This is a genomic window from Flavobacterium fluvii (genome assembly GCF_900129545.1).
GTDB classification, from domain to species: domain Bacteria; phylum Bacteroidota; class Bacteroidia; order Flavobacteriales; family Flavobacteriaceae; genus Flavobacterium; species Flavobacterium fluvii.
Map to the genome: position 1 here is coordinate 677,597 of NZ_FQWB01000001.1, position 22,445 is coordinate 700,041.

Genomic DNA, 22,445 nt, shown 5'->3' on the forward strand with positions numbered 1-22,445 from the left:
CATGTTTGACAAAAAGACAAAATCATATACCGACCTTCTTGGAAAAACGAATAGAATTGTGGAAGGAACCCTAATAAAAGGAGACATTATTTCCCAAGCCGACTTTAGATTGGACGGCGAGTTGACGGGAAATTTCCAAACAATTGGGAAAATCGTCATTGGTCCCGCAGGTATTGTCACTGGCGATATTATTTGCAAAAACGCCGACATCGAAGGCAAGTTCAATGGAAAAATTCAAGTCGCCGAAATACTGAACGTAAAACACAAAGCCAGCATTTATGGCGAAGTGGTATGCGGAAAATTATCCGTGGAACCCGGTGCCGATTTTAGCGCTTCATGCAAAATGAAGACCAATTCAAAAAACACCACGACAAGCGATGGACAACCAAGATCCGAAGAAGCGAACCAATAACAAGTGGCTTGCACTTATCAATATTCCTATCCAAATGGGGGCAATCATCTTTTTGTTTTCGTATTTTGGTAATTGGCTGGACGAGAAATATCCCAATGTTCATAATGTGTTTGTCAAAATCCTGACGCTTGTGGGTGTCGCCATCGCCTTTTACAACATCAACAGACAACTCAAAGAGATCAACAAATCGTCATAAAAACCGAAATGAATTTAAAAAAATACAAACCCATTATAGAGCTTTTAGTGATTTCGGCTTTGGTTTATCTCGCTCACAAATTGGTTTTTTTCCTGAATGGAAACAACCCTAAATTTCAAGGGTATTATTTTTCGATAGAAACCATCTACGAGTTTTTCTTTATTTGTTCCGTAGTCATTATTTTTATCCTGATCATGGTCAAAGAAAAAAACATAGACAATGTGGGCTACACTTTTCTTTTGGTCACTTGTATCAAGATGGCTCTCTCTTATGCTGTTTTGTCACCCATACTAGATTCAGGAAATCCCAATATAAGAATTGAAAAACTAAACTTCTTTGTAATTTTCGCTTTGTTTTTAACTATTGAAACAATCGTAACTGTCAGAATCCTAAACAATAAGCATTAATTTTTTTTTAAAACGACAATTCTGCCAAAAAAAATTATTTATTGCTTTTGGCATATAAATTTAAAATGTACCTTTGCACCCAATTTCAGAAAGTAAAAATTAAGATAATTAACAGTTATGGTGATTTCAAACAAACCACTTCAATTTATAATAGCGATTTTAATAGCCTGTCTTCCAGTGTTTGGTTTTTCAAATACCCCATCGGAAAGCACACCAGTACAAACTGAAACAACAGCTGTTGCCCACGAAGCCGCTCCAACTTCTGGAGAAGAAACTTCGGAGATAAAAGAACAAATAAAAGAAGTAATTGGTCACCACGTTTTGGATGGTCACGAATTTTCTCTTTTTTCGGATTCTGAAACGGGAGCTCATTACGGATTTCCATTGCCAATCATTCTTTGGGACAACGGAGTTCAATTTTTCTCTTCTTCTAAATTTGAACACGGAGAAGCTGTTGCCGAATCTAACGGGAATTTCTACAAATTACACCACGAAAAAATATACAAAACCGATGCTGCCGGAACTTTAACCGGAGACGAGCATCATCCAACAAATGCAAAACCAATTGACCTTTCTATCACAAAAGGAGTTTTGACCATTATGGTTGTGGCTTTGTTGATGTTTTTATTGTTTACCAGCTTGGCAAAATCTTACGCCAAGAACGGAGGAATTTCTTCAGGATTTGGAAGACTTTTCGAGCCAATCGTATTGTACATCCGTGACGAAATCGCGATTCCAAACATTGGCGAAAAACACTATAAAAGATACATGAGTTATTTGTTGACCATCTTCTTCTTTGTATGGTTCTTGAATATCTTTGGTTTGACTCCACTAGGAATCAACGTTACCGGAAACATCGCCATCACTTTTGGATTAGCGATAATCACGTTTATCATCACTACACTTACAGCCAACAAAAATTATTGGGGACACATTTTCTGGATGCCAGGCGTGCCAACTCCAATGAAAATAATTTTGGCGCCTATCGAATTATTGGGAGTATTCATCAAACCATTCGCATTGATGATTCGTTTGTACGCCAATATTTTTGCAGGTCACGTGGTATTGATGAGTTTGATTGGATTGATATTTATTTTCAAAAGTTGGTTGGGAAGTAGCTTGTCATTTATGTTGTCATTCGCTATTTCAATCATCGAAATATTAGTTGCCTTGTTGCAAGCCTATATCTTCACAATGTTGTCGGCATTGTATTTTGGATCGGCAGTTGAGGAGCATCATCACGAAGAAGCTCATCATTAATACCGGTTTTGGCTTTTGGCCAATGCCTTGAAAAAGAATGTTTAATTTTTAATACATATTTTTATGGAAATTCCTAAAATCGTTGGAGCAGGATTAGTAGTTATTGGAGCAGGTATTGGTATTGGTAGAATCGGTGGTTCTGCAATGGATGCTATCGCTCGTCAACCAGAAGCTACTGGAAAAATTCAAACAGCTATGCTTATTGCAGCTGCGCTTATTGAAGGTATTGGATTTGCAGCTTTATTCGCTGTATAATTCTTCAAAACAAAAAGCTGTAACGGTTGGTTGCAGCTTTTGTTTAAAAAAATTAAATTAAAAGAATACAATTTAAAGAGATACTATGGAAAAGTTAATAAATGATTTTTCGTTTGGATTATTTATCTGGCAAACAATAATTTTTGTTGGATTGATTTTGTTATTGAAAAAATTTGCTTGGAAACCTATTTTGGATGCTGTTAACGAAAGAGAAGAAGGTATAAAAAATGCTTTGCTTTCTGCTGACAACGCCAGAAAAGAAATGCAAAACCTTCAAGCAGACAATCAACGTATTTTGCAGGAAGCAAGAATTGAGCGTGATGCTTTGTTGAAAGATGCACGTGAAATGAAAGACAAAATGGTTGCCGATGCAAAAAATGAAGCACAAGCTCAAGGTCAAAAAATGATTGAACAAGCTAAAGCTGCCATCCAAAACGAGAAAAATGCAGCCATGGCTGAATTGAAACTTCAGGTTTCTACTTTGTCACTTGAAATTGCAGAAAAATTATTAAAAGACGAATTGTCTAACAAAGAAGCTCAAGTAAAATTAGTGGAAAAAATGTTAGGCGACGCTAAATTAAACTAATATGTCAAGTACAAGAGCAGCAATTCGTTACGCAAAAGCAATTTTGGAAATAGCCGACTCAAAGAAGGTGGCTGCCGAAGTGAGCGCTGATATGGCTTTAATTGCTTCGACAATAAAAGGCAATGCCGAATTGGACAAGTTTATTCAAAGTCCAGTTATCAAAGTTGAGCAAAAAGAAAATGCATTGTTGGAAGTTTTTGCTACTGCAAATGCCGTAACAAAAAGTCTTTTCCATTTGTTGTTGGAAAACAAAAGATTCGAAATCTTGGAGGCCATTGCATTGGAATACAACAAATTGTTTGACATCATGAATGGTGTTGAAGTAGCCAAAGTTACCACTGCCATTCCTATGGATGCAGCTTTGGAAGCTAAAGTATCGGCTAAAATAGCAACCCTTTCCACAAGCAAAAAAATTACGATTGAAAATACGGTAGATGCTTCCATCATTGGAGGGTTTATCTTAAGAATAGGCGACAAGCAATACAATGCTTCCATTGCCAACAGATTACAAGTTTTAAAAAGAGAATTAAGTAACTAGTTATTTATAAATAATTATGGCGGAAATTAAACCTGCTGAAATTTCAGCAATATTAAAAAAGCAAGTAGAAGGTTTTGAATCTGGTGCTACATTGGAAGAAGTAGGTTCAGTACTTCAAGTTGGAGATGGAATTGCTCTTGTTTATGGGCTTTCAAATGTTCAATATGGTGAACTTGTAGAATTTGATAACGGTCTTGAAGGTATCGTTTCGAATCTTGAAGAAGACAATGTTGGTGTGGTACTTTTAGGACCATCAACAGGGATCAAAGAAGGTTCAACTGTAAAAAGAACCCAACGTATTGCGGCTTTAAAAACCGGAGAAGGAATGGTAGGACGTGTAGTTAACACGCTTGGTTTTCCAATTGATGGAAAAGGACCAATCGGAGGTGAATTATTCGAAATGCCTTTGGAAAGAAAAGCTCCTGGAGTTATCTTCCGTCAGCCAGTTACCGAGCCATTGCAAACAGGTATCAAAGCAGTTGATGCAATGATTCCAGTAGGTCGTGGACAACGTGAGCTAGTTATTGGTGACCGTCAAACAGGTAAATCTACCGTTTGTTTGGATACCATCTTGAACCAAAAAGAATTTTATGATGCAGGAAAACCTGTATTCTGTATCTATGTTGCAATTGGACAAAAAGCTTCAACTGTAGCAGGAATTGCAAAAATGTTGGAAGAAAAAGGTGCAATGGCTTACACGGTTATTGTTGCTGCCAATGCTTCTGATCCAGCTCCAATGCAAGTTTACGCTCCTTTCGCAGGTGCTGCAATTGGAGAATATTTCAGAGATTCTGGTCGTCCAGCTTTGATTATTTATGATGATTTGTCTAAACAAGCTGTTGCTTACCGTGAGGTTTCTCTTTTGTTGAGAAGACCACCGGGACGTGAGGCTTATCCTGGAGACGTTTTCTACCTACACTCTCGTTTATTGGAAAGAGCTTGTAAAGTAATTGCCGATGACAGTATCGCTAAAGACATGAACGATTTACCAGATTCATTGAAAGGTATCGTAAAAGGTGGTGGTTCATTGACTGCTTTGCCAATTATCGAAACCCAGGCTGGTGACGTTTCTGCATATATCCCAACCAACGTAATTTCGATCACTGATGGTCAGATTTTCTTGGATGGTGATTTGTTTAACTCAGGTGTTCGTCCAGCGATCAACGTAGGTATTTCTGTATCTCGTGTTGGAGGTAACGCACAGATTAAATCAATGAAAAAAGTGGCAGGTACATTAAAACTGGATCAAGCACAATTCCGTGAATTGGAAGCGTTTGCCAAGTTTGGTTCTGATTTGGATGCCGTTACTTTAAACGTAATCGAAAAAGGAAAAAGAAACGTTGAGATTTTGAAACAAAATCTAAACGACCCTTATACTGTTGAAAACCAAACTGCCATCATCTATGCAGGTTCTAAAAACTTGTTGAGAAATGTTCCCGTGAATAAAGTAAAAGAATTCGAAAAAGATTATTTGGAATTCTTGAACAACAAAAACAGGGCTACTCTTGATGCATTGAAAGCAGGTAAACTGACTGACGAAATCACGGACGTTTTGGAAGCAGCAGCTAAAGAAGTTTCAGCGAAATATAACTAAGAAGTACTAAGTAAAGAGTATTAAGTATCAAGATTTCTTGGTACTTAATGCTTAATACTAAAGTCTTAATACTTACAAAAAAATGGCAAATTTAAAGGAAATCCGTAATAGAATTACTTCCGTTTCATCGACGATGCAGATTACTTCTGCGATGAAAATGGTTTCTGCAGCAAAGCTGAAGAAGGCACAAGATGCCATCACCGCAATGCGACCTTATGCCGAAAAATTAACGGAATTATTGCAAAATCTTTCGGCAACTCTTGATGGAGATGTTGGAGGAGAATTCACCAAACAACGCGAGCTCAAGAAAGTATTGGTTGTTGCCATTACTTCAAACAGAGGTTTGTGCGGTGCTTTTAACAGCAACGTGATCAAGGAAGTTAAAAACCGTGCCGATTTTTACGCAGGAAAACAAGTTGATGTTTTTGCCATAGGTAAAAAAGGAAACGATATTTTGACTAAAACACTTACCGTTGTTGACAATCAAAGTCACGTTTTTGATGCATTGACTTTTGACAATGTTACAGTAATTGCTGAAACTTTGACTCAAAAATTCGTGTCTGGTGAGTATGACAAAATCGAATTGGTGTACAACCAATTTAAAAATGCCGCTACTCAAATCGTTCAAACCGAACAATTTTTGCCATTGGCTCCAATAAAATCAGACAAACCGGCTTCAACTGGTGATTATATTTTTGAACCATCCAAAGAAGAAATCGTGTTGACCTTGATTCCAAAATCATTGAAAACACAATTGTATAAAGGAATTAGAGATTCATTTGCTTCTGAACACGGAGCGCGTATGACTGCAATGCACAAAGCAACAGACAACGCAACTGAATTGAGAGACCAATTGAAATTGACTTACAACAAAGCGCGTCAGGCTGCAATTACCAACGAAATCTTGGAGATTGTTGGTGGAGCAGAAGCTTTGAAAGGATAATATTTTTATTCGATAGATATTAAAAGTCCCGCATTTGCGGGACTTTTTTTTAGTCCTATTTTCTATTTTAGTTAGGCAATAATAACCAATGAAATTAGATTTTAGTCTTTATTTAATTTTTTAAATTCGGAATTTTTTGCAAATAAAAAATCCATTAATTCCAGTTCATTGGAGTTTTCTATTAATTTTTTTGATTTTGAATCAGCATCACAAAACTCCAAAAACAGATGGATTTCGTCAGGATTTAATTTTAAATATTTACTAAAAAACTCTTGACTAATATTGTTTTTAGCTAATTCTTTAAAATCCATTTTAATTATTTCTTTAGCCTTGTTTTCCTTTTGTTTGGTAAATAATTTTGCCATTCTTCCGAAAATTTTAATTATATCTGGACCATAAGTAATACTTCCATCAGTGCCAAAGGGATTTTTTTTCTGGCTGTAGGCGTCATCCGGAACCTGGGTATCAAGAAGTTCTTGCATATTAGGAATTAATGGTGCTATAATTTTGTTTGTAATTACGACTTCATCCAATTCTTCCGTTTTTTTGATAAGCTTAATGACCAAATTGGTGTTCTGAAAGTCGGCTTCTTTGAAGGTTATAGTTTTGTATTCATAATTTTTGGATATAAAAATAATTTCATCTCCCACTTTTGCCAAGATTGAAAAAACACCAGAATTATTGGTAATCACGATGTTTTTAGAAACTAAATTGACTACTTCTATGCCTTGTAATGTAAAATCATTACACATAACAGTACCCTTTACTTTTTCCGTTTGTGAATGCAATAATTGTGATGAAATAAAAAAATAAGTCAGGAGTAATTTATATCCCATAGGCTGGTTTTTAATCTAAAATTAAATGTAGTGTAACGGTATGTCTATCTTATAAAGAGCAGTTACATTTATGAAGCAACAATAGTAGTAATTATTTGTTATGGATATAATATTCTTGTGACAGTATTAACAGATTAGTACTACAGTTTTTTTGAAAAAAGAGATGACGAGCTATTATTTGCATAATCAAAACTATTTTTAGCGAAGCATTTAAGAGGATAGAAAAAACACTTTATAAAAAAGGCGATTGAAAATAGTTTTCTATCGCCTTTTTTGTGTTTTGTAATCGGGTTAAAACAGTTGGTGTTTTTCTTCTATATTGATTACCACTATTAGTTGTTTCTATCCAAATAGCGATGCGTTTCCGTTGTGGCCAATAAAAACGGAATCAATTTTTCTGTTTCGTCATTATTTGGGTAATTGATTTATTTCCAGTACTTGTATCATCGTGGGTTCCGTTTTGGCGAGTCCTTCACCATCAATTTGATTCACCTTTTGGACAAAAATATGCAGTTTGTTTTTCTTGTCCCATAGCGAAATATCATGATTGGGTTCCCATTCACCTACTGGAGTTGCCGATAAATCCATCACTTTCCATGAATTTCCTTGGTTTAGATTGGTATAAGCCACCGCTATTTTATTGTCACGTTCTTTGTCTCGAAAAAGAAGGTATAAATAGCGATTCTTTCCTTGTTCTTGGACTAATACATCGGGTCTGGAAATCGGAATCTGTTTGGTGCCACCGCCTCCCAAATAAAAGGACGTTTGTCGAAAAGCGGTGTTTGTTTTTTTCCAAACGCCATTTTCCAAATACACAATTTGAAATTGTGGAATATTGTTATCGCTCCAATAACTGGCGATATAAGGATTTCCTTTGGCATCAGTCGTCATGGCCGTTTGATTGATTAAACTGCTTTTTTCTGGAATCTTCCAAGCCAATTCAGCCGTAGCGACAGTTATGGGCAAGGTGTATTTTTCACCATTCGATTTTTCCCAACTCAAGCCGCCATCTTTGGAGCGGGCATAACATAAATCGTGGTTGGTGGACACGTCCCAACTTTCTCTCCAAACCCAGGAAAGATGAATCACGCCTTTTGAATCCACTTTGGCTTGCCAATAGGCGCTGCGGTTGTTTTCGCCGTTCAATAAATTCGTTTGCAATTGTGACCATTTCTTGTCTTCCAGATTATAGGAATTGATAACCATGTTCCCTCTGCCGGAAGCACCGGAACGATAAAAAAATAACAGATTTCCGTTGGGTAGATTGTAAAACTCGGGATAAGTAAGCTTTTGTTCTGAAATGCCGGTCATTGGTTCTTCGTTTCCTAAATCCAGACCTAAAGGCAGTTTACTTTTGGCATATCGAAGTTTGGTGTCGTGATGATCCCAACTTACATGCAAATAACCATCTCCATCCACGGCAATACTGATACTGTTGTGGGCATCTTTTACATTTCCTTTATAAGGTGTTTTAACGATGTCCCAATGAGTGGTGTTTAATTTTCTTTTGCCCAAAACCAATGTGCCATCGGCATCGTAATACCCAATGAATTGAAAATTTTTGAAGCTTGTCAACGCGTTTTTTCTAAACTTGACGGTATTGACGGAATTATTGCTCCAACCATAACCAACAGCGGTTTCCACATTATTTTTTGTGGCACAGGCAAATAAGCTCAGTATGCATAAGCCACAAATAATTTTTTTATAGATATTCATTGAATCGGTATTTTAAAAAAAGTAAAAATAGCGAACTTTATGACTAATATGAGTCTATAAATTCACTTTTTTGGGTTGCAGATGGTTTAGATAGAGATTCCAAATCGAGAAAAAATATGTTTTTCAAGCTAGGACAGTTGGCAACAAGCCGTGAATAATTACTAAATATATTGAATCAACAAAACCCGCATTAAACCAAAGAAATGGTTATTTTTGTCTTATAAAAATTAACAGACACACTTTTGGGATTATATAAAAACCTTTTCAAACAAACGGCCATATACGGACTAGCGACGGTTTTGCCTCGAATGCTGAGTTTCTTGCTGGTACGATTGTATACGGGAATATTGCCAACGGCCGAATATGGTGAAGTTTCCATCTTGCTTTCTTGGATGGTTTTTTTCAACGTGATTTTGTCCTACGGAATGGAAACCGCTTTTTTTCGCTTTTATAATTCCGAAAAAGACAAGCAAAACGTGATTGCCACCAGCACGATTTCCATATTCTGGTCTTCGATGTTCTTCCTTTTTGGCGCCTTGATTTTCAGGAATTCCCTGGCGGCTTTGGCCAATGTCGAAGTGCAATATGTGACCTATTCCATTTGGATTCTGGTTTTGGATGCCTTGGTTATCGTTCCGTTTTCGAAACTGCGGGCCAATCAACGACCAATGATGTATGCCGCCATCAAGATAGGAAATGTGGCGGTCAACTTGATTCTCAACATTTTCTTTTTATTGTATTTGCCAAAATTAGCAGCCGATAATCCACATACATTCATAGAAAGTGTATACATCGAAAACTTCGAAATCGGCTATATTTTCGTTGCCAACTTATTGGCCAGCTTCTTGACGCTGGTCGTGCTTTCGCCAAACTACCTTTCCTTGAATCGAAAATTCGACAAGTTGCTTTGGAAAAAAATGATGAAATATGGTCTGCCTATTTTGGTGGCGGGAATTGCTTTTGCGGTCAACGAGCATTTCGACAAAATTCTATTGGGTTATTTACTTCCGGAAAATATTGCCAAATCTGAGGTTGGGGCTTATTCCGCCTGTTATAAATTGGGATTGTTCATGGTTTTGTTTGCCACGGCTTTCCGTCTGGGAATCGAACCTTTCTTTTTTAGTCATTCCGGCAACGAAAACGCACCGCAGACGTATGCCGTTATTACCAAGTATTTCGTGATATTGGGGTCCTTGATTCTGCTTGGCGTGATTGTTTTTGCCGATATCTTGAAATTTCTTTTGCTCGACAAAGAATCCTATTGGGAGGCGATGAAAGTCGTTCCGCTGATCATTTTGGCCAATTTCTTTTTGGGTATTTACAACAACCTTTCCGTTTGGTACAAACTGACCGACAAAACCCAGATTGGGGCTTATATTTCCATTGTGGGAGCAGTGCTGACCTTGGTTTTAAATTATTTATTAATTCCAAAATACAGTTATTATGGTTCGGCAATTGCCACCATAACAGCTTATGGAAGCATGATGGGGATTTCTTATGTACTCGGAAAGAAGTATTATCCAATCCCGTATGACATGAAAAAAATTGGCGGATATTTGGGCTTGTCCATCCTTTTTTCTGTTATTTCTTTCTATAAATTTAGAGAAAATTATTTCGTTGGAATCCCGTTGTTAATTGGATTTATGTATTTTGTTTATCACAACGAGAAAGAGACAATATTAGGAATCTTAAACCGAAAAAAATAAAAATTATAAACATGGACAAGTGGCGACTTGTCCCTAGGTCACATCAAAATAAAAAAATGAAAATAAATATTATCAACAAATCGCAACACGACTTGCCCAACTATGAGACCATTGCTTCGGCTGGAATGGATTTAAGAGCGAATCTAACTGAATCCATAACCTTGAATCCATTGGAAAGAACGATTGTAAAAACAGGTCTTTTCATCGAATTACCCATAGGTTATGAAGCGCAAGTTCGACCAAGAAGCGGCTTGGCTGCCAAAAAAGGAATTACGGTGCTCAATTCACCCGGAACTGTTGATGCCGATTATCGTGGTGAAATTGGAGTGATTTTGGTAAATTTATCCAATGAAGCTTTCGTTATTGAAAATGGTGAACGCATTGCCCAATTAATAATTGCCAAGCACGAAAGAGCCGAATGGATTGAAGTTCAGGAATTATCCGAAACATCAAGAGGAGAGGGCGGTTTTGGAAGTACGGGAGTGAAGTAAGTATTCAGTATTTAGTCGCAGTTAGCAGTTTTAAACAGAAAATTAATAGTTGAAAGTATTTAGTTTAGTCTTAATACTCAAATCTTAACACAATTAGAAAAATGAAAATAATAGTACCAATGGCTGGACGTGGTTCCAGATTAAGACCTCACACATTAACCATTCCTAAACCATTAATTCCAATTGCAGGAAAACCGATCGTTCACCGTTTGGTTGAAGATATTGCAGGGGTTTTAAATCAGGATATTGAAGAAATTGCCTTTATCATTCACGAAAGCTTTGGAAAAAAAGTAGAAGAGGATTTAATCGCCATTGCTCAAAAGTTAGGTTCAAAAGGGACTATTTATTATCAAAATGAAGCACTTGGAACAGGTCATGCGATTATGTGTGCCAAAGATTCTTTGAGCGGACCAGCGGTTATTGCTTATGCCGACACCTTGATTCGTGCCGACTTCGATTTGGATCAAAATGCAGACAGCGTAATTTGGGTAAAAAAAGTGGATCAACCGGAAGCTTTTGGCGTGGTCAATTTGAATGAAGCAAATCAAATCATTGAATTGGTCGAAAAACCTAAAGAATTTGTTTCTGACCTTGCCGTTATCGGGATTTACTATTTCAAGGATGTTGCGGTTTTGAAAAATGAATTGCAATATGTGTTGGACAACAACATTATTCACGGTGGCGAATACCAGATTAATGACGGAATCAAGCAAATGATGGCCAAAGGCATGATTTTTGTACCGGGAGAAGTCGCCGAATGGATGGATTGCGGCAACAAAGACGTTACGGTTGAAACCAATTCCAGAATGTTGGGATTTTTGCATCAAGATGGCGAGCAATTGGTAGCCAAAAACGTAAAATTGGAGAATTCAGTTATTATTCCTCCTTGTTATATTGGAGAAAACGTAATTTTAATTAACTCAACGGTTGGGCCAAACGTGTCTTTGGGAGATGGATGTCACGTTATTGACAGCGTAATAAAAAATAGTTTGGTGCAAACATATTCGCATATCAAAAATGCCAAGTTGGACAACGCGATGATAGGAAGTCACGCCAGTTTCAACGGCAATTTTACCAGTATCAGCATTGGCGATTATTCGGTGTTGGAATAATAAAGATGTATTAATTCCGCTTGAAAATTTAAGAAATAAAGCTATTTTCTTTTCAACCATTAAGAAATGAAGGTTCATTAAGACTAAAAACTTAATTTTCTTCATTTCTTAATGGTTTTAAAAAAGCATAAATGAAAAAAACGGTTTCATTCTTTTTATTCTTGGTTTTGCTTTGCAATTCGGCCGTGTTATTGGCGCAAACCGAACCCGAAGAAATCAAGCAGGAGCCCGATAAATTCCAGGATTATTTTTATGAATCCTTGAAGCAAAAAGGAATCGAGAATTACGATAAAGCCATTACGGCATTGGAACAATGTTTGAAATTGAAACCCAATGATGCCGTCGTTTATTCGGAAATGGGAAAGAATTATTTCGCCTTAAAAAAATACGATGAAAGCTATGTTTCATTCGAAAAAGCCACACAAATTGACCCCAAGAACAAATGGTTTTGGGTAGGGATGTATGAAGCAAGTTATGCAGACAAAAATTATGGTCGAGCCCTGATTTCAATCAATAAATTGATAACGTTTGATGAAATTTACAAGGAGGATTTGACTTCTCTTTACATGGTCACGCAACAATATGACAAAGCGCTCGTTCTCATCAATGAGCTGAACGAGACAATTGGAAAAACAGACTTGAGGGAGAATTATAAAATGCAGATTTTGTCGCAAGGCAATTTTCAGAATACCGAAATAGACAATCTAATTGTCCAAATAGAAAAAAATCCAAAAGAGCAATCCAATTACGTCAACTTGATTCGATTGTATTTGAATAATGGAGATACCAAAAAAGCATTTGATATCACCAAAAAATTGGAGGCGGCCATTCCAAATTCGGCTTGGGCTCAAGTAGGGATGTTCAAGTATTATTTGGTCAATAAAGAAAACGAGAAAGCCATAAAATCAATGAATGTGGCTTTGGCAAGCCCCGAAATAGATTCCGCCATAAAGCATCAAATACTGAACGAGTTTTTGATTTTTGTAACCAAAAATCCGCAATATGGACCCGATTTGGAGAAAGCAATAACCTATTTTGACAAAGACCCAAACATAAATGTAGCCAAGGAAATAGGGAAATATTATCACAATAAAAAGCAATGGGATAAAGCTATTTACTATTATGAACTAAGCTTGAAAAACAGTTCTGGACAAGATGTCGAGACTAATTTGCTATTGCTTCAGGCGTATGTCGAAACCAAACAATTTGAATTGGTTGCCAAAAAAGCAACGCCATTGGTAGAAACATTTCCTACGCAGCCGCAGTTTTATTATTATTCGGGAATGGCTTACAATCAATTGCAGCAATTCAAGAAGGCAAAGGAAATGCTCGAAATGGGAATGGATTATGTGGTTGATGATCTGCCGTTGGAAATTAATTTCAACATTCAATTGGGAGAAGCGTACAATGGATTGGGTGATTTCAAGAAAAAAGAGCAATATTTTTCCAAAGCCAATCAATTATTAAAAAATAAAAAATAACAATTCAAATGAGGAGAGTCTTAGCAAAAGGAGTATTTGTTTTTTTGGTGTGCTGCGCCAGCTCGCTGACACTTGTGTCGTGCAAATCAAAAGCGGTTGCGGTGGAAGCCGCGAAAACCTCGACCCGAATGTCGGCCAATAAAATCATTGAAAACTACTACAACAATAAAATCGATTTTTCGACATTATATATAAAATCGGATGTTCAATATTCTGATGACAAACAGACACAGAATGTTAGCGCCGAAATAAAAATCAAAAAAGATGAACAGATTTTGGTCAGCGTTCGTTTTCTGGGATTCGTGGTCGGCAAAGCATCAATCACGCCAACATCGGTGAGCTATTACGAGAAAGTGAAAGGCACTTATTTTGAAGGCGATTTCAGTACCTTGAGCCAATGGTTGGGAACGGATTTAGATTTCGATAAAATCCAGAACTTGTTGTTGGGACGCGCGATTGATGACTTGGAAAAAGGGAAATATACCGAGTCATTGACGGATCAGGTGTATAAATTGGAGGATGAATCGGCGGATGCCTTCAAAAAATCCTTTTATTTAGATGCCAATACCTTTTTGTTGAACAAACAAGAAATTGCCCAAGCCACCAAAGGTAGAATGATTGCAGTGGACTATTTCAACAAATCTGTTTATAAAGAAGGAACCTTGCCCTTGAAGGTGTTTATCAACGCCATTCAAGAGAAAGGGAAAAGCCAAATTAACCTTGAATACAACACCGTAACGTTTAATGAAAAACTTTCTTTTCCTTATGTTGTTCCAGATGATTATAAAAGAATTATAATTAAGTAAATTTGCACAAACTTATTTCGAATATGCCAAAATTTCTCCTAAGCCTGATATTTATATGCTTGACTTCGCTATCGTGGAGCCAGGAATCCCAGCAAGAAAAACTAGAAGCCCGTAAAGCCCAAATTCAAAGAGAAATTAGGGAAAACGAAGAGATGTTGAGAACAGTAAAGAAAAAAGAAAAATCGGCTGTGCACGTGGTTGTCATTCAGGCCAATAAAATAAAACTCAAGGAAAAATTAATTAACACCACCGAAAGGCAAGCGAAATTGTTGAGCAATGACATCTATGTCAATCAATTGAAAATCAATAAACTCAAGAGAGAACTTGAAGTGCTAAAGGCAGATTATGCAGAGATGATCGTAAAATCATACAAAAGCCGCTCCGAGCAAAGCCGAGCCATGTTTATATTGTCATCGGAGAATTTTCTTCAAGCATACAAACGAGCCCAATACATGAAGCAGTACACCAATTACAGGAAAATGCAGGGCGAGGAAATAAAATCAAAATCAGACCAACTGGTTGATTATAATGGAAAACTGGATGTTCAAAAATCGGCCAAACAAAAATTGATTGCCGAAAACGAAAAAGAGCGATTGTCATTGTTAAAGGAAAAGAAAGAACAAGAAAAAGTGGTCAAATCCATCAAAAAAGACAAAAATAAAATTGCCGCCGACATCAAGAAAAAACAACAGGAATCAAAAGCCATCGACAGACAAATCGATAGATTGATTAGAGCAGCGATTGCCGAAGCCAATAGAAAAGCAGCCTTGGAAGCAGCCATGAAAAAAGCCGAAGCCGAAGCCGAAGCCAGAGCCAAAGCCAATAACACTAAAGTAGATACAAAAGAGGAGATAAAAACACGAGCCAAGGAGATTGTTTCTGCTGCTCCAGCGGTTTCTTCTTCAAAAATAGTATTAACACCAGAGTTGAAAATTATTGCCGATAATTTCAAAGCTAATAGGGGAAGATTGCCTTTCCCGGTTGAAAAAGGATTTATTTCGTTAGGCTATGGAAATCAACCGCATCCAGTTTTTCCTTCATTGACAGTTCACAATAGTGGAGTGGATATTACTACCGAACAAGGTGCTAGCGCAAGAGCTGTTTTTGATGGAGAAGTTACAGGAGTAATGATTTCGGCTACAGGAAGTAAAGGGGTATTTATTCAGCATGGGGATTATATTACGGTATATCACAATTTAAGTTCCGTAAGCGTAAGCAAAGGCGACAAAGTAAGTAGAAAACAGACTATAGGTAGAATAAGAACAACTGGAGATGGAAAAACGGTAATTAAATTCTTGATTCTACAAAACACAACTTATCAGAATCCAAGCAGCTGGTTGTCAATGTAAAAATTGAATTTATTCCAAATAACAAACCCGACAGTTTTTATAAGCTGTCGGGTTTTATATTAATGGAAGTTTCTTTATTGCTGTTGCTGTTCTTGCTGCTTCTGTTGTTGTTGCAGCTTAACCTGATTTTGTTCCAGATAATCCAGTTGTGTTTGATCTTCCACCGACATTTTCTGGAGCTGTACGTTATTGATTTCTTCAAATTGTCTTCCGTCTTCGTAACCAATAGATACGGAAACTGAAAGTGTTTGTTTGGCAAATCCCTTGAAAGTTCCTTTTACAAGCGTGCAATCGTAGAAATTTCTTCCTACGGAAAGCTTGACATGATTGTCCATTGTCCAGATATTGTTGGTTGGGTCTAATCCGAGCCAGCCTTGTGTTGGAGTATAAATTTCTACCCAGGCATGGGTGGCACCTTCTCCTCTAAGACCACTTTCATTGGGACAAACATAGCCACTCACGTATCTGGAAGGAATTCCAGCAGTGCGTAAAAACTGTAACAACACATGGGCAAAGTCTTGGCAAACTCCCTTTTTGAGTTCCAATATCTCGTCAAGAGTGGTTTGTATGTTGGTAATCCCTTTGGTATAGGTGAAATTTTTGTATATGTATTCATTGCATTCTTGGGCAATGGCTATGATGGATTTATCGGGCAGGTTTATTTTTTTTAAAACAAGGTTTATTTGTTTTTGCTTATCGATGGTTTCGGGATAGCACAAACGTTGCAATAAAATGCTTTTTTCTTTTTCAATGTCCAAATCCTGCACTGTGGTAGTGTCTATTTCGGGAATTTTGAGCGAATGATTGACGCGTACCAACATTCGTGATTCTAGGATCATTTCGGTATGGGATTCCAAATTATTGAAATTTCCCACCCTGTTGCCATAATAATCGTGTGAAATTTCCACATTGGGATTGTTGCTTATTAAAATTTGGTGCTGCAGTACGTCTTGATTGTCAAAGTTATGCGGAAACAATCGTATCTCGTTGATACTTTCTTTAATGGGCCAAGAGTATTGGTACTTTGTGATGTGAACTATTTTGAAAACGGCCATGTTTTTAGGTATAGGAGAAGAATAATTTAGAGAAATCGGTCGAAAATTGTATCATTTGTTTCTTGGTTTCTTCCAAAACGTCTTCTAGTTGTTTGTTGGTAAGGTTGTAATAATCTGTAAACTCAATCAAGCTTTTCATTCTTCCGAATTGATTTTGCAAGGTTCTGGCTTCACTTGAATTGTTGTCCATAATTAGGTAGTTTAAATAATTGTCTATGTACTCCAATATGCATATCACCGAATGAGAAAAATCCCTGTTGAAAATCACGTGTTGCACCACTTTGCGATTGTGGGAAATATTGCTGTAACTTTTCAAGTATTGTTCATAGCCAGATAGCGACAACAATAATCTTCTCCAGTACAATAAATCTTCTTCGCCATCAAGATTGTAATGAATGGGTTTGTAATAAGCCTGTGTCATCGAAATGGTTTGCAAACAACGTTCTATATGTTTGCCAATACTGGAAAAACACCATCCCATCCCTCTTGGCATCGTAACGTGCAAGATGCCGTTGTACAGCAAAAGGTCTTCTTTGAGTTCGGTAATAATGCTTAGTGCTTCATGGGTTTCTAATTTTTTGGACAAATCAGGAGCATTCATGAAATGATACATCGAGTTGATGTGTTCCCAAAGTTCTTTGGTTATTTTGTCTTGGGAACCTCTTGCATTTTCGCGAGCTTTAATGACGAGGTTTTTAATGGAATTGCTGTTTTGATTGTCGCAAATGATGTATTTCAAAACGAAATTTGTGTCGTATTGAGACTGCACTATTTGATTTTTGGACAAATCCGTGTAATAGTCCAATAAGGGTTTGTATCCTAGGGAATCATTCATTTCTTTATCAAAAGACAAGATATAGAATGTGTTTAGCGTGAGCAGCATTCCATCCGCTCTTTCCATATATCTGTTGAGCCAGAACATCCCGTCTGCAACTCGGCTGAGCATGTTTGTTTTCATCTTATAGTTGTTTTAGTATAAAGGAAAAGAACCTTTTAATTTATTCAATGATCCAAGTGTCTTTGCTCCCGCCTCCTTGGGAAGAATTGACCACCAAAGAACCTTCCGTCAATGCCACTCGTGTCAATCCACCGGGAACAATTTCCACGCCGTTGGGACCAAACAAGGCATAAGGTCTTAAGTCCACGTGGCGCAGTTTTAACTCGCCGTCAATCAGGCAAGGCACGGTGCTGAGTTGAATAATGGGTTGGGCTATGAAATTTCGAGGATTGGCCAAAATCGCAATTTTTCCTTTTTCGAGTTCTTCGTCGGTAGCTTTGTTGCCCATAATCATTCCGTATCCACCACTTTGATTGGTTTCCTTGATAACCATGTTGCCTATGTCGGCAAATACCAGTTCGCGTTCTTCTTTATTTTCCATTTGGTAAGTAGGAACGTTTTTGAGTATGGGCTCTTCGTTGAGATAAAATTTTATCATGTCGGGAACATAGGCATACACTGCTTTATCATCGGCAACACCATTTCCAACAGCATTGACCAAGGCAACATTACCTTGTTTATAAGCGCTTATAAGGCCGGGAACTCCCAAGGTGCTTTCGGGTTTAAAAACTAATGGATCCAGATAATCATCATCCAAACGTCTGTATATCACGTCCACTTGTTGCAAACCAGAAGTGGTTTTCATGTACACCCTGTTGTTGTTGACAACCAAATCACGTCCTTCTACCAGTGGAATTCCCATTTGCCTTGCCAAAAACGTGTGTTCATAATAAGCAGAATTATAAATACCCGGCGTGAGCAAAACCACATTTGGATTTGAAATGTTTCTTGGCGACATCGAAATAAGGATGTTGTGCAAAATCATGGGATATTTCCCCACCATGCTCACGTGATTGGACGAAAGCATTTCGGGAAAAATTCGTTTCGTGATTTCTCGATTTTCCAGCATATAACTCACGCCACTCGGACATCTAAGATTGTCTTCCAATACATAAAATTCTCCTTTTGCACCTCGTATCAAATCAATTCCGGCAATATGGATGTGGATGTTATGGGGTAATTTCACGCCATGCACTTCCTGGAGATAATGCGGGCAAGATGCTACCAAAGCAGCAGGAATCAACCCTTCTTTTATGATAAGTTGCTCGTTGTAGACGTCTTCCAAGAACAGGTTGAGTGCTTTTAGCCTTTGTTTTATTCCTGATTCTACCTCATGCCATTCTTTTTGGGTAATAATTCTCGGGATGATGTCAAACGGAAAAATCCTTTCGATTCCTTGATTGTCATCGCTGTAAACCGTAAAAGTGATACCCTGATTCATGAAGAAATCAGCGGCTTGTTTTTGCTTTTGAGTTAAACTCTCGGGATTAAGGTTTTGGATGGTTTGCAACACTTTGGAGTAAGGAGTTCGAACTCCTTTGCTAGAATACATTTCATCCCAACCATTCGGGTTTAATTTAGGTATCGACTTCACCATAACTTTCATTGTTAAATAGTAATTTTTTTTACTGTTTTTGCTGTAAAAAACACTGATTTAAGACAAATTTATTGTTTTATTTTTGCTGTAATGTCTTTTTTGTTGAATATTTGACAACTTATGCCATATTCGTTGTTATGACAGTTATTTTTGACGATTTTATTTTTTTTTAATCTCGTTTTTTCAATTCTGCAATTCTAAAAAGACTAAAAACAACAAATAACCCATTTTTTAATAGGGGTATGTGTGAAAAAACAAGAAATTGGTATAAATATAGGCTCTTTTTTGCGAGGGGTGTTGTTAAAACATTTGTTTTTGTTGAACAGTATATTTTTTGAAGGAAACGAGGCAGATGGTCATAAAAAAAAAGACCATCATTTGAAGGTCTTTTTAAATTGTAGCCCCGCCGAGAATCGAACTCGGATCAAAAGTTTAGGAAACTCCCATTCTATCCGTTGAACTACGGGGCTAAAAAACAATAATTCTAATTTATGCCCTTTTTTTGGGCTTTATGCAATGCAGCTTGCTTTGGTTTTGGCTCACAAATGTATCAAATTTATTCGAATCGAATACTCTAAAAAGAATGATTTGACTCGATTTTAAACACTGATTTTGGAAATTTTAAAGTCCAAAAACACTGCTGAAAGTCATTGATGTCTACACCGGGTAAAAGATAGTATTCGATTATAATTTGACAGTTTAGTATCTTTTTAAGATTATTAATATTTTATATTTACAAGATTAATATAATCTCAATTTAAGACCATAAAATATGATTTTTAGAAAAATTCAGCTTGTAATTTTATTGATTTCCTTTACATTAGTCTCCCTTGCCCAAAAAAAAGAGGAGGCGCAATTGTTTTTTCAATATCAGGGAAGAGTGGAAAAAATGCAAGATCATAAAGCCATATTAATTGGTGCTGCTTCTTCGGTTTCGTTTGATTTCAAGGGAAATTCCTGTTCCATATCCTTGCAAAGTCTGGTGGATCACCAAAATTATGTTTCCTTGGAGTTGGATGGAAAATACATTGGAAGAATCCGAATCGAAAAGGGGGAAATAAAATCCTTTCCAGTTGTGGTTTCCGAAAAGAAGGACACGCATCATCTCGCCATTTATAAAGCTACCGAAGCGGCCAATGGAGGAGTTTTATTTGCTGGAACTACAGCCAAATTGATAGAGAGTCCAACACCTAAATCCAAAAAGAAAATCGAACTCATAGGCGATTCCATCACTAGCGGTTTTGGAAATGATGCCACAACAATTCCTTGCGGCAGTGGAGAATGGTATGATCAACACAATGCCTATTGGGCTTATGGCCCGGTACTTTCCAGGGCTTTGGACATCGATTATGTATTGAGCTCGGTGTCCGGTTACGGAATGTATCGCAACTGGAATGACGAGCATCTTGAGGAACCCATTATCCCAGATGTTTATGAAAATTTATATCTCGATAAAGACAGTTCAAAACCCTATGATTTTAAATTCCAACCCGATTTAGTGAGCATTTGTCTGGGAACAAACGACCTTTCGGAAGGTGATGGCAAAAAACCGAGATTGCCGTTCAACGAAGAAAAATACGTTTCAAATTACATTGATTTCATCAAAACCGTATACAAACACGCTCCCAATACTCGAATTGTTTTGCTCAACAGCCCAATGGTTTCTGGAGATCGAAATGTGACTATGGTAAATTGTTTGAAAAAAGTCATTAAAGCTTTCGAAAATGACAAAGTTCACAAACCAATTGCCTTGTTTGAATTCCAATCAATGGTACCCAAAGGTTGTGGCTATCATCCCGATATTGCCGATGATAAAGTAATGGCAGACCAATTAATTCCATATTTTAAACAACTATTAAATGAAAAATAATATAATCGCATTTGTTGTTTTCCTTACATTTTATAATACGGCTTTCGCCAATGTTACGCTGCCGAATGTGTTTTCTGACAACATGGTTTTGCAACGCAACACCGAAGTCACTATTTGGGGTTGGGCGAATTCACAGGAAGAAGTGGTGATTACGCCAAGTTGGAACAATCAAACCTATAAAATCAATGCCAGCAATCAGGCCAAATGGGAGATCAATATTCCCACTCCAAAAGAAGGTGGGCCATTTACTATTTCAATAAAAGGCTACAACGAAATTGTCTTGAAAAACATCTTGATTGGCGAAGTCTGGATTTGTTCCGGTCAATCCAATATGGAAATGAACGCCAGTTGGGGAATTGAAAACGGCGATGAAGTCGTAAAAAATGCCACAAATCCCAACATTCGATTTTTCACCGTTCCAAAATTGACGGCTACAACTCCCCAAAACAATCTTTCTGGAAACTGGACAGAATGCACACCCGAAACAATGAAATATTTCAGTGCCGTGGGTTATTTTTTTGCTAAACGTTTGCAGGAAGATTTAAAAAACGTGCCCATTGGTTTGATTTCTTCCAATTGGGGAGGAACACCTGCCGAGATTTGGATGCCGGAAGAAGTGATTCAAAACGATGCCGTTTTATTGGAAGCTGCCAAAACCAGAAAAGAAGAAAGATATGGCCCCAACCAACCGGGACGCGCTTTCAATGCGATGATTTATCCTTTGACGGGATTCAAAATTGCGGGCGTGATTTGGTACCAAGGTGAAAGCAATGTGGGTTCAACGGTTTACGACAAAACTTTTTCTGCACTAATCACCTCTTGGAGAAAATTGTGGAAATCCGATTTCCCTTTTTATTATGCGCAGATTGCACCTTTCAATTATGGTGAAAATCATTTTGGTGGCGCCATCATCCGCGATGCCCAACGAAAAGTGTTGCAAGAAGTTCCCAATACCGGAATGGCAATCACCAGCGACATTTCGCCTGTTGACGACATTCATCCAAAAGACAAGAAATCGGTGGGAACGCGTTTGGCGAACTTGGCTTTGGCCAATACCTATAAAACCAATACTGCATTGGTAAACGGGCCACTTTACAAAGGAATTAAAATCGAAAAAAACAAAGTCGTGGTTGCCTTCGATTTTGCCGATGGATTGCATTTTTCGAATCCTAAATTCAATCAATTTGAAATTGCAGGCGCAGACGGCATTTTTTATGAAGCTGCGGCAATTCTCAAAAACAATACCGTGGTTTTACAATCGGATAAAGTGAAAAACCCCGTAAAAGTGCGTTTTGCTTGGAAAAACAACGCCCAATCCCAACTTTTTAATAAAGCTGATTTGCCCGCTTCGTCTTTTATTAGCGAATAATTTTAGTCGTCCTGCAAGGTTTTTTTTG

General features: G+C 37.3%; 22 protein-coding genes and 1 tRNA gene. 17 read left to right on the top strand and 6 right to left on the bottom strand.

What is annotated here, in order from left to right:
* The first annotated feature begins 1 nt into the window (after position 1).
* The 9 genes from BUC16_RS02865 (at position 2) to atpG (ending at position 6,191) form a co-directional block, all read left to right on the top strand.
* Complete coding sequence (locus tag BUC16_RS02865) at positions 2–412, top strand: bactofilin family protein (protein WP_073367791.1); 411 nt, start codon at positions 2–4, stop codon at positions 410–412.
* Positions 378–608, top strand: a complete 231-nt coding sequence (locus tag BUC16_RS02870) for an AtpZ/AtpI family protein (RefSeq protein WP_073367792.1) — start codon at positions 378–380, stop codon at positions 606–608. The genes BUC16_RS02865 and BUC16_RS02870 overlap by 35 nt, the downstream gene beginning before the upstream one ends.
* Before the next feature lie 8 nt (positions 609–616).
* On the top strand, positions 617–1,015 hold the full coding sequence (locus BUC16_RS02875; RefSeq protein WP_073367794.1) for a hypothetical protein: 399 nt from the start codon (positions 617–619) through the stop codon (positions 1,013–1,015).
* Between the two features lie 117 nt (positions 1,016–1,132).
* Positions 1,133–2,275, top strand: coding sequence for a F0F1 ATP synthase subunit A (gene atpB, locus BUC16_RS02880; protein ID WP_073367796.1), 1,143 nt, complete (start codon positions 1,133–1,135; stop codon positions 2,273–2,275).
* 63 nt (positions 2,276–2,338) lie between these two features.
* On the top strand, positions 2,339–2,530 hold the full coding sequence (gene atpE, locus BUC16_RS02885; protein ID WP_073367797.1) for an ATP synthase F0 subunit C: 192 nt from the start codon (positions 2,339–2,341) through the stop codon (positions 2,528–2,530).
* A gap of 85 nt (positions 2,531–2,615) precedes the next feature.
* Positions 2,616–3,116 (top strand): F0F1 ATP synthase subunit B, encoded by a 501-nt coding sequence (locus tag BUC16_RS02890; protein ID WP_073367799.1) that lies wholly within the window; start codon positions 2,616–2,618, stop codon positions 3,114–3,116.
* 1 nt (position 3,117) lies between these two features.
* Positions 3,118–3,654 (top strand): ATP synthase F1 subunit delta, encoded by a 537-nt coding sequence (gene atpH / locus BUC16_RS02895; RefSeq protein ID WP_073367800.1) that lies wholly within the window; start codon positions 3,118–3,120, stop codon positions 3,652–3,654.
* 16 nt (positions 3,655–3,670) lie between these two features.
* Positions 3,671–5,248: a F0F1 ATP synthase subunit alpha gene (gene atpA / locus BUC16_RS02900; protein ID WP_073367802.1), complete on the top strand. Its 1,578-nt coding sequence runs from the start codon at positions 3,671–3,673 to the stop codon at positions 5,246–5,248.
* An 82-nt stretch (positions 5,249–5,330) separates the two neighbouring features.
* Complete coding sequence (gene atpG, locus BUC16_RS02905) at positions 5,331–6,191, top strand: ATP synthase F1 subunit gamma (protein ID WP_073367803.1); 861 nt, start codon at positions 5,331–5,333, stop codon at positions 6,189–6,191.
* Positions 6,192–6,292: 101 nt separating this feature from the next.
* On the opposite strand, the gene BUC16_RS02910 is transcribed toward atpG, so the two are convergent.
* Both BUC16_RS02910 and BUC16_RS02915 read right to left on the bottom strand, forming a co-directional pair.
* A complete protein-coding gene (locus tag BUC16_RS02910; RefSeq protein ID WP_073367805.1) occupies positions 6,293–7,027 on the bottom strand; it encodes a BamP family beta-assembly machinery protein in 735 nt (244 codons plus the stop codon).
* Positions 7,028–7,435: 408 nt separating this feature from the next.
* Positions 7,436–8,743, bottom strand: a complete 1,308-nt coding sequence (locus BUC16_RS02915) for a BNR repeat-containing protein (RefSeq protein WP_084546076.1) — start codon at positions 8,741–8,743, stop codon at positions 7,436–7,438.
* Positions 8,744–8,985: 242 nt separating this feature from the next.
* Between BUC16_RS02915 and BUC16_RS02920 the strand changes: the two genes are divergently transcribed.
* From BUC16_RS02920 to BUC16_RS02945, 6 genes are all read left to right on the top strand, one after another.
* A complete protein-coding gene (locus tag BUC16_RS02920; protein ID WP_073367806.1) occupies positions 8,986–10,449 on the top strand; it encodes a lipopolysaccharide biosynthesis protein in 1,464 nt (487 codons plus the stop codon).
* Between the two features lie 56 nt (positions 10,450–10,505).
* Positions 10,506–10,940, top strand: a complete 435-nt coding sequence (gene dut / locus BUC16_RS02925; RefSeq protein WP_073367808.1) for a dUTP diphosphatase — start codon at positions 10,506–10,508, stop codon at positions 10,938–10,940.
* Positions 10,941–11,041: 101 nt separating this feature from the next.
* Positions 11,042–12,052 carry a sugar phosphate nucleotidyltransferase gene (locus tag BUC16_RS02930; RefSeq protein WP_073367809.1) on the top strand — a complete coding sequence of 337 codons (1,011 nt, stop codon included), beginning with the start codon at positions 11,042–11,044 and terminating at the stop codon, positions 12,050–12,052.
* A 131-nt stretch (positions 12,053–12,183) separates the two neighbouring features.
* Entirely contained in the window at positions 12,184–13,533 is a 1,350-nt protein-coding gene (locus tag BUC16_RS02935; protein ID WP_073367811.1) for a tetratricopeptide repeat protein, read from the top strand.
* Between the two features lie 8 nt (positions 13,534–13,541).
* Positions 13,542–14,339 (top strand): lipoprotein insertase outer membrane protein LolB1, encoded by a 798-nt coding sequence (lolB1, locus tag BUC16_RS02940; protein WP_073367812.1) that lies wholly within the window; start codon positions 13,542–13,544, stop codon positions 14,337–14,339.
* Between the two features lie 23 nt (positions 14,340–14,362).
* On the top strand, positions 14,363–15,688 hold the full coding sequence (locus BUC16_RS02945) for a murein hydrolase activator EnvC family protein (RefSeq protein ID WP_073367814.1): 1,326 nt from the start codon (positions 14,363–14,365) through the stop codon (positions 15,686–15,688).
* A gap of 74 nt (positions 15,689–15,762) precedes the next feature.
* Here the strand turns inward: BUC16_RS02945 and BUC16_RS02950 are convergent, their stop codons facing one another.
* The 4 genes from BUC16_RS02950 to BUC16_RS02965 all read right to left on the bottom strand — a co-directional run bounded on the left by BUC16_RS02950 (position 15,763) and on the right by BUC16_RS02965 (position 19,648).
* Positions 15,763–16,743: a transglutaminase family protein gene (locus BUC16_RS02950; protein ID WP_073367815.1), complete on the bottom strand. Its 981-nt coding sequence runs from the start codon at positions 16,741–16,743 to the stop codon at positions 15,763–15,765.
* 4 nt (positions 16,744–16,747) lie between these two features.
* The gene (locus BUC16_RS02955; RefSeq protein ID WP_084546077.1) at positions 16,748–17,701 is read right to left on the bottom strand and encodes an alpha-E domain-containing protein; all 954 of its coding nucleotides are present in this window, start codon (positions 17,699–17,701) and stop codon (positions 16,748–16,750) included.
* Between the two features lie 40 nt (positions 17,702–17,741).
* Complete coding sequence (locus BUC16_RS02960; protein WP_073368677.1) at positions 17,742–19,178, bottom strand: circularly permuted type 2 ATP-grasp protein; 1,437 nt, start codon at positions 19,176–19,178, stop codon at positions 17,742–17,744.
* A 398-nt stretch (positions 19,179–19,576) separates the two neighbouring features.
* Positions 19,577–19,648, bottom strand: a tRNA-Arg gene (locus tag BUC16_RS02965).
* Between the two features lie 302 nt (positions 19,649–19,950).
* On the opposite strand from BUC16_RS02965, the gene BUC16_RS02970 reads away from it, so the two are divergent.
* Positions 19,951–21,048, top strand: coding sequence for an SGNH/GDSL hydrolase family protein (locus BUC16_RS02970; RefSeq protein WP_073367817.1), 1,098 nt, complete (start codon positions 19,951–19,953; stop codon positions 21,046–21,048).
* Positions 21,038–22,417 carry a sialate O-acetylesterase gene (locus BUC16_RS02975; protein WP_073367818.1) on the top strand — a complete coding sequence of 460 codons (1,380 nt, stop codon included), beginning with the start codon at positions 21,038–21,040 and terminating at the stop codon, positions 22,415–22,417. The genes BUC16_RS02970 and BUC16_RS02975 overlap by 11 nt, the downstream gene beginning before the upstream one ends.
* The last annotated feature ends 28 nt before the right edge of the window (positions 22,418–22,445 follow it).

Coding starts and splice junctions, on each gene's coding strand:
- BUC16_RS02930 (WP_073367809.1), top strand. CDS start 11,042: ATGAAAATAATAGTACCAATGGCTGGACGTGGTTCCAGATTAAGACCT.
- BUC16_RS02970 (WP_073367817.1), top strand. CDS start 19,951: ATGATTTTTAGAAAAATTCAGCTTGTAATTTTATTGATTTCCTTTACA.
- atpB (WP_073367796.1), top strand. CDS start 1,133: ATGGTGATTTCAAACAAACCACTTCAATTTATAATAGCGATTTTAATA.
- BUC16_RS02890 (WP_073367799.1), top strand. CDS start 2,616: ATGGAAAAGTTAATAAATGATTTTTCGTTTGGATTATTTATCTGGCAA.
- BUC16_RS02915 (WP_084546076.1), bottom strand. CDS start 8,743: ATGAATATCTATAAAAAAATTATTTGTGGCTTATGCATACTGAGCTTA.
- atpE (WP_073367797.1), top strand. CDS start 2,339: ATGGAAATTCCTAAAATCGTTGGAGCAGGATTAGTAGTTATTGGAGCA.
- BUC16_RS02950 (WP_073367815.1), bottom strand. CDS start 16,743: ATGGCCGTTTTCAAAATAGTTCACATCACAAAGTACCAATACTCTTGG.
- atpG (WP_073367803.1), top strand. CDS start 5,331: ATGGCAAATTTAAAGGAAATCCGTAATAGAATTACTTCCGTTTCATCG.
- BUC16_RS02975 (WP_073367818.1), top strand. CDS start 21,038: ATGAAAAATAATATAATCGCATTTGTTGTTTTCCTTACATTTTATAAT.
- BUC16_RS02955 (WP_084546077.1), bottom strand. CDS start 17,701: ATGAAAACAAACATGCTCAGCCGAGTTGCAGACGGGATGTTCTGGCTC.
- atpA (WP_073367802.1), top strand. CDS start 3,671: ATGGCGGAAATTAAACCTGCTGAAATTTCAGCAATATTAAAAAAGCAA.
- BUC16_RS02865 (WP_073367791.1), top strand. CDS start 2: ATGTTTGACAAAAAGACAAAATCATATACCGACCTTCTTGGAAAAACG.
- dut (WP_073367808.1), top strand. CDS start 10,506: ATGAAAATAAATATTATCAACAAATCGCAACACGACTTGCCCAACTAT.
- BUC16_RS02875 (WP_073367794.1), top strand. CDS start 617: ATGAATTTAAAAAAATACAAACCCATTATAGAGCTTTTAGTGATTTCG.
- BUC16_RS02960 (WP_073368677.1), bottom strand. CDS start 19,178: ATGGTGAAGTCGATACCTAAATTAAACCCGAATGGTTGGGATGAAATG.
- BUC16_RS02910 (WP_073367805.1), bottom strand. CDS start 7,027: ATGGGATATAAATTACTCCTGACTTATTTTTTTATTTCATCACAATTA.
- BUC16_RS02945 (WP_073367814.1), top strand. CDS start 14,363: ATGCCAAAATTTCTCCTAAGCCTGATATTTATATGCTTGACTTCGCTA.
- atpH (WP_073367800.1), top strand. CDS start 3,118: ATGTCAAGTACAAGAGCAGCAATTCGTTACGCAAAAGCAATTTTGGAA.
- BUC16_RS02935 (WP_073367811.1), top strand. CDS start 12,184: ATGAAAAAAACGGTTTCATTCTTTTTATTCTTGGTTTTGCTTTGCAAT.
- BUC16_RS02870 (WP_073367792.1), top strand. CDS start 378: ATGGACAACCAAGATCCGAAGAAGCGAACCAATAACAAGTGGCTTGCA.
- lolB1 (WP_073367812.1), top strand. CDS start 13,542: ATGAGGAGAGTCTTAGCAAAAGGAGTATTTGTTTTTTTGGTGTGCTGC.